This window comes from Helicobacter pylori (genome assembly GCF_011175115.1).
Lineage (GTDB): Bacteria > Campylobacterota > Campylobacteria > Campylobacterales > Helicobacteraceae > Helicobacter > Helicobacter pylori_DF.
In genome coordinates this window covers 20,137-27,265 of record NZ_SHOW01000002.1, presented here as the reverse complement: position 1 = coordinate 27,265, position 7,129 = coordinate 20,137, and the positions used below count along the sequence as shown (strand labels likewise).

The 7,129-nt window shown below is 35.6% G+C and carries 4 protein-coding genes and 2 pseudogenes; 1 reads left to right on the top strand and 5 read right to left on the bottom strand.

Translation table 11 applies throughout. The features are described 5' to 3' along the window. Positions 1 to 256: 256 nt before the first annotated feature. Positions 257 to 3,703 carry a type IV secretion system oncogenic effector CagA gene (gene cagA / locus EXS92_RS03280; RefSeq protein ID WP_165515557.1) on the bottom strand — a complete coding sequence of 1,149 codons (3,447 nt, stop codon included), beginning with the start codon at positions 3,701 to 3,703 and terminating at the stop codon, positions 257 to 259. 398 nt (positions 3,704 to 4,101) lie between these two features. Here cagA and EXS92_RS03275 point away from each other — a divergent pair. Further along, positions 4,102 to 4,291, top strand: a pseudogene (locus EXS92_RS03275) (urease-enhancing factor). A 276-nt stretch (positions 4,292 to 4,567) separates the two neighbouring features. Here EXS92_RS03275 and EXS92_RS07980 read toward each other — a convergent pair. From EXS92_RS07980 to EXS92_RS03255, 4 genes and pseudogenes are all read right to left on the bottom strand, one after another. After that, a pseudogene (locus tag EXS92_RS07980) lies at positions 4,568 to 5,157 on the bottom strand (C-terminal helicase domain-containing protein). A 1,262-nt stretch (positions 5,158 to 6,419) separates the two neighbouring features. Beyond that, positions 6,420 to 6,578, bottom strand: a complete 159-nt coding sequence (locus EXS92_RS03265) for a hypothetical protein (protein WP_000545119.1) — start codon at positions 6,576 to 6,578, stop codon at positions 6,420 to 6,422. Positions 6,579 to 6,592: 14 nt separating this feature from the next. Beyond that, positions 6,593 to 6,841, bottom strand: a complete 249-nt coding sequence (locus EXS92_RS03260) for a hypothetical protein (protein ID WP_001258096.1) — start codon at positions 6,839 to 6,841, stop codon at positions 6,593 to 6,595. 1 nt (position 6,842) lies between these two features. Beyond that, positions 6,843 to 7,124 carry a hypothetical protein gene (locus tag EXS92_RS03255; protein ID WP_014419567.1) on the bottom strand — a complete coding sequence of 94 codons (282 nt, stop codon included), beginning with the start codon at positions 7,122 to 7,124 and terminating at the stop codon, positions 6,843 to 6,845. Between the last annotated feature and the right edge of the window lie 5 nt (positions 7,125 to 7,129).

The following is a 7,129-nucleotide window of genomic DNA, read 5'->3' as shown; positions in this document are numbered from 1 at the left end:
GATTTTGCTCTAAAAGCTCTATGATTTTTTGAACTTGATCTTTGTTATAGCTACTTGTTTTTTCTAGTTGATGCTCTCTTTATAACCCTTAATTAAGTTTCTTTATCAAAGGGTTAAGTCTTTTTGGGGTAGGAAATATCCATGCAGACTTTAAAGAACAAAACCTTTCGTTAGTGTCTGTTGGGATATTTTAAGTTAAAAAACCCCTTGCTTTTAGCAAGGGGTGGTTTTTGCGTTTTTGGTGTTCCTTAATCCTTTAAGATTTTTGGAAACCACCTTTTGTATTAACATTTTTGATTCCATGCTCCGCATTTTCTCCCGCCAAGCAGTAATATCCTGTAGAAAATGCATTGGCTAAAAATTGCGTAAAGCCAGATTTAACGTCTTTTACAGCATTGTTCAACTTGGTGGAAAACTTGAACGAATCAGAATAATCTTTCATATTCTTCTGGTTGAAGCCAATTTTATCATACTCTGACAAAGGAACGCTTCCCACATTATGTGCAACGATCTTATCATTCACGAGTTTGAGCCACTCAGGGTTTTTTTGCGTTAGCATACCGGTCGCTTTTTCATTGATCGCTCCATTTTGGATATTGCTATTAATGCGTGTGTGGCTGTTAGTAGCGTAATTGTCTAGTTTCGCTGACAAACTAGCAGGCACTTTTTTTGCACTTTCAGCCCATAGATTCATAAGATTGTTTTTTGTAGAATCTTTGAGATTGTCTATCGTTTGTTCTAGATTACCAAAATAACCTGCTTTAGCTTCTGATACCGCTTGATTGAGATTGTCAATTTTCTGAGTCAATTTTTGCCCCCTTGAAAGCCCTACCTTACTGAGATCATCAACTTTACCATGCTTTTTCAAAGGGAAGCCCGCTGCTTGCCCTACACCACCCAAACCACTTGCTATTTGATTGAGTCGGTCAATTTTTGCATTTACCTTTTTAGCAACTTGAGTATAAATGGGTTCTTCAGGGCTAGCTACTTGTCCTGTTTTCTTTTTATTAACTTTAGCATAAATGGGTTCTGTGCTGTTTTTGAGTCCATTATTGTTATTGTTATTGAAATTTCCAAGTTTTGCATTCAACTCTTTCTTGATGTCCGAAAAGTTTTTAGAAAGAGTTGTGGCTTCTGCTTTAGATAACCCATTACCGACTAGGGTTCCGTTTACACCATTCTTAACGGATTGATATATTTCAGATTTTTTTCCAACATTGAAACTTTCATTTTTTTGAGCTTGTTGAGCCAATTGCTCCTTTGAGAAGTTTTTGAGATCGGCTAACGCTTGCTCTACCCTACTGAAATCACCCGTTGCTTTAGCCACTGATACCGCTTGATTGAGATCATCAACTTTATCCGTTATCTTTTGATTGATGATCACATCTTTAACGGAATTTTCAAGGTCGCTTTTTGCTTGCGTTACCTTGCTGAAATCCTTATTTTTGCCATTTTTGAAGTCATTCAAAGCTGCATTAAGGTTTTCAACTTTTGAAATCCATTCCGGATTGATACCTAAATCTTTCACCGAGCCTTTAAGGGCTTTTAGTGTTTCTTCTGCCTTGCTGAAATCCTTATTTTTGCCATTTTTGAATTCATCAAAAGATTTACTAAAGTCTTTCAAATTCTTGTTGATATTTTCAATTTTATCAGACAATTCCCTTTTGATGCCTTTAAGATTTTGACTGTAAGCGGTTGCTCTTGCATCCCTATTAGCCTCTTTATTGATCAACGCAAAAATCTCATCTTTTTTGCTGTTAGCTTGAGATTTCGCTTCCATTTTATTTTTGTTGCCGCTTTTGCTCTCCAATTTTTTCTCTACTTCTTTCTCCAAATGCTCTCGTTTCCTTAGAGATTTTTCAAGATCTTTCTGAGCTTTTTTCACTTCATCATAGTTGCCTGTGCTTTTAGCTTCAGCTACAGCTTTATTGAAGTTTAAAACCTTTCCAACCAATTCTTTGTTGCTGCTCAAAAAATCTTTGATAAGCTTACTAGTTTCTTGTAGGGACAATCCTTTAGCGGTTAGTTTATCCTCTAAATTCCGCCTTACGAAACTAGTGATAGCGAGATTATTTAAATCAGGCAAATTAAAGACAGCTACCTTGTTAAAGCCTGCGTCTAAATGGGAAACGCCATTCGTAGCACCCACACCCTTATTGGGATTCTTGGAGGCGTTGGTGTATTTGAAATTAGAATAATCAACAAACATCACGCCATCATGTTTTAGGTTACCTTGAAGAGTAACATTTTTCTCCCTATCTAAAGCTTTATCTGCTTTTTTCCCATAATCTTTGAGAGTGTAGCTCAAATCCCCCTTACCAAACTCAGTAAGTAAAGCTGAATGTTTTGTGTCTTTTTTAGAAACAAAAGCAATACGATCATTCCCTAGGGCGTCTAAATAAGTCTTAGAGTCTTTTTGAAAATCCTTAATCTCATTTCGGAATTTTTCTTTCTCTTTCTCGCTCAAGTTGTCTAATTTAGCATTGTTTTGTGCAAGAAATTCCATGAAATCTATTTTGTTTCGGATCTCTTCTTGACTCAATGCTCGTTGTGAGCCTGTGAGTTGGTCTTCTTTGTAGAGATAAAAACTAGGGTTGTTAATCCCTTTCTCACCACCTGCTATGACTAAGCCACTGCCGTTTTTCATATGCACATTAATTATTGTAGCCACATTGTTACCTTGTTGGTCTTTATAACCAACGGTGGCGTTCCAATCGTGCTTGGCTCCAAAACCACCATTGCCCGCATACAATAATGAAACTTTTTCAGGTTCTATGCCATTATGACTCCCCATTAACACAGAAGACAGAGCGTTATTGTGAATCAATAATTGATTGAACTTGTAATTGGGATCAATGTCAGCGACTCCCTCAACATCTAACATTTCCATATCGCCAAGAGTGAATTTAGAAAAATTACCCCTTTCATCAAGCAAATCCCTAGATTCAGGCGGTAAACCTTGTATGGGGGTGGTGGTAGTGGCTATATCTGGTTGGACATGGGGAACTGGTTCTTGATTGATTGCTTCTTTGACATCAGAAGATTGTTTTTTGTCAAATATAAATGATAAAAAAATATCCAACCAATCCCCACCAGTAGGCTCTCCATTTTTTTCTGCTTCTTGCCTTTCTTTCAAGGATTCATCAAACACGCCCATGAACTTTTGATCCGTTCGGATTTGATTCCCTATAATGATTCCTGCAAAAGATTGTTTGGCAGATTTTAAAAACTCTGCTTTTTCTTTATCATCAGAGATAGGGGGTTGTATGATATTTTCCATAAAATTTCGGATCGATCGGGTGTTGATTTTAGACGGATCGTTTTGATGGGACACCCAACTTGTGAAAATTCGGTAACGCTGATCCCCAAATTTCTGAAAGCTCTTTGTGGAAGATTCTACATCAATGAGATTGTCTTTGTTGATTAGATCGTTGCTCTTATTGATAAAGTCTGAAAAATACTGATTCTTTTTGGTAGGATTTTTGATCGCTTTATTGGAGTATTCTTCCCTTAATTGCGAGATTCCATCAAAAGCTTGCCTGTTATCCCTATCGTTCTTATCAACAATTGGTTTTTGATCAGGATCAAATGAAGCGACAGCGTTATCAAGCTTAAGAAAAGCTACTTGAAGATTATTAATAAATTGCTGCGGGTTAAAAGCCGCTTCGGTTTGTGGTTGTTGGTTAATGGTTTCGTTAGTCATTGTTTCTCCTTACTATACCTAGTTTCATACCTATCGGTATCTTATTGGTATCAAAGACTGCTAAAAATCGCTACACACTTTGAGTAATCAATTCATGTCTTTGAACGTTATCATTATACCATAATATTTAGAACAAGGTATAACAAGTCTACTATAATTTTAATTCAAGAAGTCTAACTAAAATAAAAGGAGAAATTTTAGTTAGGGCTTTATTATAGCAAAAATTATCAAGGATTACAAAGGGTAGCGTTTTAATTTTAAATTTAAGGCGTTATTTTAGTTGTTTTGAGTTTCATTTATTTTTTGTTTAATAATAAATCTTAACTATCATAAATGTACAATTAACATAAATGTACAATTAAAGTATTTAAAAAAATTTTAAAACAAAAGGACATAAAATGAAAACCATTAGAAATAGCGTGTTCATTGGAGCGTCTTTACTCGGCGGGTTGTGCGAGCGTTGAGACTCGCTTTGATGCTTTGCGTGTCGCTTGCATTAAAGATGTTTTTATAGAGAAAGAAGCACGCTACACGCCCAAAGACTTTGGTAGCCCTTATTTTAGCAATCAAACTGATATTGGGTTTTAGGGTTTCTTCTTAAAAAATATTTTGGCTCTTTTGGCTCATGTTGGTTGAGCCAAGCGTTTCAAGATATTTCAAAATAAAGAAAAATTAAAATAAACTAAAGTCAATCCAACTCAAGCTCTCATCTAGGATCTTTGAGTATTTTAAAAGTCATGCGATGGATTGGTAGATTATAAAGTTATGGCTCACCATAAAGTAAAGCATTCAAAAAAATAAGTTTGCAATTTAGGAGAGTTTTGAAGCGAAGAATGTCTGATGATTATCTTTGGAAAAGATTACCTATCTACAGACTTGCAAAATAGCGCTAAAGATATTCTTCTCATCGCTTCGCAAATTCTCAAAGAAAGACTTTTTACCCACAAAAATGAGATTTTCTTTTGCCCTAGAAATAGCTACATTCAAGCGTTTAGAATCTAGCAAGAAAGATTACCACAAGTTTTCACGGTGGAATAAATAATAATATCTGCCTCCTCGCCTTGAAAGGCATCCACAGTGTCTATTTTGAGCTCATCAAAATTCTTGAAGCCGCATTTTTCCACTTCTGATCGCAAGCGTCTTTTTTGGGCATTATAAGGTGTGATAATTCCTATGGTTTTTCTGATTTTTCTTTGGTTAAGAGCGCGATTGATTTGCTCTAAAAGCTCTATGATTTTTTGAACTTGATCTTTGTTATAGCTACTTGTTTTTTCTAGTTGATGCTCTCTTTCAACATTAATCCAACGGATAATATTCTTAGGATCGTAAAATTGCGAGGTATTTTTGATTGCTCCATTCTTTTGATAATCTAACACGGAATAATTAAAATTGAAGTCATTAAAAATATAAGCATATTTTAAAATTTGAGATCCCAGTCGGTCATTAAAGAGCATAATCATATCCATGTGTTTGGGTTCTGGCTCTTTTTCAGCAATGAATACACTTTTTAGCAAGCTGTCATAATTTGTTACCCACACCTTGAGAGTATCCCTTGGTGTGTACTTTTTATGTTTAAATTCCTTGTATTCAATGGGTAGTGAAAGTTGTATCCCATGAAACAAACACTTGGTCATTTTCCAATCAATTGTATTAGGCGACACTTCAAAAACGCTCTCTTCTAAAATGTGTTTATAGAGCAAACCTTTATACAAGCTAGCTTTAAAAAATCTGTTGTCTCCTTTGTTTTGCCGTGTGATTAAAATATAAAATTCCTCTTGAGAGTTATAAGAATCCCATAACTTTTTTTCATGTTCTCCAGATTCCAAACTTAGGCATTGTCCATAAATATTGCTTTTTTCATCTTTATCATGCGCATAGATTTCACTTTTATTGACACAAGCAAGTTTTCCAACATAAAGAAAGCCTTGAGGCAAGAGATAGTTTGGCTCCATAGTTTGGATATGCTTTAAAATTTCATCTATGGTGCATTCTTTTTTCTTTATCCAGTTTTGAGTCTTATTGATAAAGTGCCAAGCCCTGTCAATTTCTTCTTGTCTTTCATCCATCCACTCTTGCATTTTAACAGCATTCTTTGGGTTATTAGATTGCGATTCATCACGCCATTCTCTATGCCTCTCCAACCACTCTTGGTTACTGGCGATATTCTCGTTATTCTTTTTGACCTTTTGCTCTAATTTTTTAATCTCACCCAAATCACTTTTAAGGCGCTTTTCTTTCTCTTGTAATTGAATTTTTAAGCGAGACAAATAACCCAAATAAGCTAAAGCGCGGCGTTGCGCGTCTTCAAAGCGGTTGTAATATATTTGCAGTGCATGTTTTTGCTGTATGGGTAGAGATTTCATTTCTTGTTGGATTTGCTCTAACACAGCCTTTAATTGCGTGGGTGTCTCTTTCTTTTCTTGTTGCAATCTTTCAATTTCTTGCAAATAGCGTTGGATAATATTGAGACAATGGTCTGCGATCTTTAGGGTTTGCTGGTGTTTATGGCGTTTTTTAGCCTGTTGCGCTTTGTGCGTGTAGTCCTTAATATCTTTTTTTAGCGTGTTTTGGCGTTCTTTTTCTTTTTCGGTTTCAACATCAAAAAAAAACGCTAACGCCCCAAAACCAACTGCTAGGATAGCCCCACCCACAATAAAGGGTAGCATTAATTCACCTTAGATGTTAATGCAAGCAAAGCTTGTTGGTAATGAATCAGTTACGCATGCAATTCATCCACCATTTGGTGTTCCCCATGTTCGCAGCTTAAAAATTGATTCAGCGAATCAATCTTATTGATGATGCCTTGCATTATTTCTAAAAGCTTCATGTCTTTTTCATGCTCATTGGAGAGTCTGAGCATTTCTTGTTCATGCATATTATTGAGTTCTGTTATATCTCTTTGGAATTCAGCGATCTTTCTCTCAATCTGTTGTTTGAAGCTATCATCTCTTGATTTGCTTGTATTTCTACTTGTTTAGTCTTTTCTTGCTCTTTGCTAATTTCTTTCTGGGCATTGATCGCTGATGAAATCAAGTCTTTAGAAGCAGTTACCAACTTTAACATATCTGATAAAGAGAGGTTGTCAAGAAAATCCCCTTTAGAGTTTCCTTTTGGTGTGGGTAAATTAACGCTTCTCATATTAACCTCCTATAAAGTTTAAAGACGCTTGGCAATGTGTTGTGAGCGCTTCATGGTATTGTTGGCACAAGACTACAATTCTTTGGGCATTGTCATAAGGGAATTTTTTCTCGTATTCATCTAAATGCTCCTTGATGCATTTTAAAACCATAAAGCTGTTTTCATAAGCTAATTTAAGCAGATGCATTTTATCCGCATTCTTGCGTATTCTAGCATCTATCTTTTCTAAGTCTTGGGCAAGCTGTAATCTGAGCTTCTGTTTGTCTAATCTTAATTCTATCAAAAGAT

Bases quoted from the DNA above. Each gene is read 5' to 3' on its own strand.
- cagA (WP_165515557.1), bottom strand. From the start codon at position 3,703: ATGACTAACGAAACCATTAACCAACAACCACAAACCGAAGCGGCTTTT.
- EXS92_RS03265 (WP_000545119.1), bottom strand. From the start codon at position 6,578: ATGCATGAACAAGAAATGCTCAGACTCTCCAATGAGCATGAAAAAGAC.
- EXS92_RS03260 (WP_001258096.1), bottom strand. From the start codon at position 6,841: ATGAGAAGCGTTAATTTACCCACACCAAAAGGAAACTCTAAAGGGGAT.